The sequence below is a fragment of the Pseudomonas sp. 05T35 genome, assembly GCF_056396605.1.
On sequence record NZ_JBFTLU010000492.1, the window covers coordinates 1 to 3,187 of the forward strand.

General features: G+C 58.4%; 2 protein-coding genes. Both read left to right on the top strand.

Features of this window, described 5'->3' with window-relative positions:
- Window positions 1-235 precede the first annotated feature (235 nt).
- The gene (locus AC1DH9_RS25865; RefSeq protein WP_427539992.1) at window positions 236-1,525 is read left to right on the top strand and encodes an NHL repeat-containing protein; all 1,290 of its coding nucleotides are present in this window, start codon (window positions 236-238) and stop codon (window positions 1,523-1,525) included.
- Window positions 1,526-1,642: 117 nt separating this feature from the next.
- On the top strand, window positions 1,643-3,145 hold the full coding sequence (gene nhaB / locus AC1DH9_RS25870) for a sodium/proton antiporter NhaB (protein ID WP_477809049.1): 1,503 nt from the start codon (window positions 1,643-1,645) through the stop codon (window positions 3,143-3,145).
- Window positions 3,146-3,187: the final 42 nt, after the last annotated feature.

Below are 3,187 nucleotides of genomic sequence, written 5' to 3' on the forward strand. Positions count from 1 at the left end.
CCTCCTCTTCGACCCTCCCTCCTCTTCGACCCTCTCGGTTAACGCTTTATTGCGATAGACGGTCGTATAAGCCAGGCCAACTTGTCACCGGTTCGCAAAGACATTGTTCTGGCACAAAACGACGCTCCGTCTGTGATTTCCGACCGTTGTGCATTGCATCAATCAGGGATTGAATATTTCCTACAAAGTCTTCCTCCGAGATTCTGGATCCGGTCGACTCGCAAGGAGATGCGACATGCCCATCCATAATGCTTTCGCCTTAGCGGCCCCGCTCGGCACAGCGGGACAACTCGACTCAAGTTTTGCATCATCCGGCAAGGCCTGGGTGCAGTTCGCAGGCAGCCTTTCAAGTATGGCCAACGATGTCACGGTCGATTCGATGGGCCGCTTGCTGGTCGTAGCCAAGGTCGGAACCTGGGACGGTTACGGTTATGGGCTGGCCCGCTTACTTGAGGATGGCTCAGTGGATCGGAGCTTCGGCATGGAGGGCAGCATTATCGGACAGTTCGAAAGCGGCTTCGAAGCCACAGGAAGCAAGGTTCGAGAACTGCCAGATGGAAAAATCCTGTTATCCGGCCTGCATTACGAAAGCCCCCATCGCACACTCCCGGCACTGGCAATGTTTGACTCGCAGGGACACCCGGTTCTGCAATTTGGCGACCGGGGGGTACAGATCGTGCGTTTGCCCGGTGATCTGTCCCGTGGCCTGCGTGACGACTGGCTACCGCCGGGAGTCGCGGGGGCCGAAGCCTGCGACTTCCAGGTGCAGGCCGATGGTCGAATCCTGCTGCTGGCCAACCATCATTACGAATTCGCGGATCACGTCGGYATCCTGATACGGCTCAATCCGGACGGGACATTGGACGAGACATTCAACGGCCACGGATTTGTCATGGTCAGACACCTGCTGATGAATACCTGGCTGAGCAGCATCCTGGTGCAGGCAGATGGTCAGATTGTCGTCGCCGGCTCGATCAACCTGCCGCAGGAAGGTTTGCTGGCACGCTTCGACAGCACCGGCCGGCTGGATGAAGACTTCGCTGAAGACGGTTTTTTAAGCTTCAAGATTCAGGACCGCAGCGCCCAGGTAAGTCAGGTGATCGAGCAACCGGATGGGCGCCTGCAGTGTTTCGGTAGCAGCCGCGACCCGATGCAATGCCTGTCGCTGACCGTGCGCAAAAATGGTCGGCCGGACACTCATTGCAATAGCGGTCACGCGCGGCTCACCGAAATAGCTAGCAGCGGCTGCCAATGGACAGCCGCCCAGGTTCTCGCCGATGGCCGGGTGCTCAGCGTCGGTGCAACCATTGGCGGTATTGCAGCGGATTTTCTTTTGGCGCGGCATCTCCCGGACGGACGTCTGGATCGCCACTTCGCCAATGGCAAAAGCTATGTTCGTACTCGTCTGGGGCGCAGCCTGGACACGGCAACCGCGCTGGCCGTGCAGGCTGACAAGAAAATCGTGGTGAGCGGCTACTCGCTGGATGGCCACTACCGGGCGGTAGTGGCGCGCTATCTGGGGTAGTGCTTCGCCGTTGTTGCGCTGCAGGTGCGCCATCACCGATTGATAATGAAACTCAAGAGCTTGATCTTCCGGGACCGTTACGGCAAGTTGCGCGCTTCTTGATAGAAGGAGCAACTGATGTCCGGTTCAATGGCCCAGGCGTTTGCGCACAATTTCCTTGGGCATTCACCGCGCTGGTACAAGGCGAGCATTCTCGCCTTCCTGATTTTCAACCCGCTGGTGCTGTGGACCGTAGGTCCGGTAGCGGCTGGCTGGTTGCTGGTGGCTGAGTTCATTTTCACCCTGGCCATGGCACTCAAATGCTACCCGCTGATGCCGGGCGGTCTGTTGATGGTCGAAGCGCTGCTGCTGCGCATGACCACACCCGAAGCGCTGTATGACGAGCTGCTGCATAACTTTCCGGTGATCCTGCTGCTGATGTTCATGGTGGCGGGCATTTACTTCATGAAAGACCTGCTGCTGTTCCTGTTTTCGCGGCTGTTGCTTGGGGTTCGCTCCAAGGCACTGCTGGGGCTGATGTTCTGTTTTCTCTCGGCGTTTCTGTCGGCGTTTCTCGACGCCTTGACGGTGACCGCCGTGATCATCAGTGCGGCCGTGGGGTTTTACTCGGTCTATCACCGCGTGGCGTCGGGCAACGATCCACGGCAGGACAGCGAATTCAGCGACGATCAGAGCCTGCYGGTCCTGCATCACGAAGACCTTGAACAGTTCCGTTCATTCCTGCGCAGTCTGTTGATGCACGGCGCAGTGGGCACCGCGCTCGGTGGTGTCTGCACCTTGGTGGGTGAACCGCAGAACCTGCTGATCGGCCATGAAATGGGTTGGCACTTTGCAGACTTCTTCCTGAAGGTCGCCCCGGTCTCGCTGCCAGTATTGGTGGCAGGCCTGGTGACCTGTGTGTTGCTGGAGAAACTGCGCTGGTTTGGTTATGGCACCTTACTGCCAGACAACGTTCGCGTGGTGCTGGCCAACTATGCGGCACAGGACAACGCCGAACGCACCGCCCGCCAACGCGCAGCACTGCTGGTACAAGGCGCGGCTGCACTGATTCTGATTGCCGGGTTGGCGTTTCACATTGCCGAGGTCGGACTGATCGGGTTGATGGTGATCGTCTTGATCACTGCGTTCACCGGCATTACCGAAGAGCATCGGATCGGCAATGCCTTCAAGGATGCGATGCCGTTTACCGCCTTGCTGGTGGTGTTCTTCGCCGTTGTGGCTGTGATTCACGATCAGCAACTGTTCACGCCGTTGATCCAGTGGGTGCTGTCCCTGCCGGCAGATCAGCAACCGGGCATGTTGTTTATCGCCAATGGCGTGTTGTCGGCCATCAGCGATAACGTGTTCGTGGCGACGATCTACATCACCGAGGTGAAACAGGCATTCATCTCCGGCCATATGAGCCGCGAGCATTTCGAAACGCTGGCGATTGCCATCAATACCGGCACCAACCTGCCCAGCGTGGCAACCCCCAATGGTCAGGCGGCGTTTCTGTTTTTGCTGACCTCGGCAATCGCCCCGCTGATTCGGCTGTCTTACGGGCGCATGGTCTGGATGGCGTTGCCGTACACCGTGGTGATGGGCGTGCTGGGCTGGTACGCGGTGAGCTACTGGTTGTAACACTTACCCTGTGGGAGCGAGCCTGCTCGCGATGACGGTGTG